General features: G+C 68.8%; 1 protein-coding gene. It reads right to left on the bottom strand.

The features are described from left to right. Positions 1–81 precede the first annotated feature (81 nt). Positions 82–213, bottom strand: a complete 132-nt coding sequence (locus JHD62_RS22435) for an urease accessory protein UreD (protein ID WP_233161177.1) — start codon at positions 211–213, stop codon at positions 82–84. Positions 214–253: the final 40 nt, after the last annotated feature.

The raw sequence follows: 253 nt of genomic DNA, 5'->3' as shown, positions 1-253 counted from the left end.
CCCCCCCCCCCCCCCCCCCCCCCCCCCCCCCCCCCCCCCCCCCCCCCCCCCCACTTTTCAAGCAGAAGACGGCATACGCGATTATTGCGTTCGTCTCGTGGGCTCGGAGATGTGTATAAGAGACAGCCATTTGGCCGCGCCGGGGCTGGTGAGCAGTACCTGGCTGCCTGCGGCCAGATCGATATCCAGCGTCAGCCTGTCGCCGCCAGCCATGCCGCCCGGAGGATGCACCACAATGTGCTGGCACTGGCCA

It is taken from the genome of Aquitalea sp. ASV11, from assembly GCF_016429185.1.
Lineage (GTDB): Bacteria > Pseudomonadota > Gammaproteobacteria > Burkholderiales > Chromobacteriaceae > Aquitalea > Aquitalea pelogenes.
This window is presented reverse-complemented; position numbering and strand designations above follow the sequence as displayed.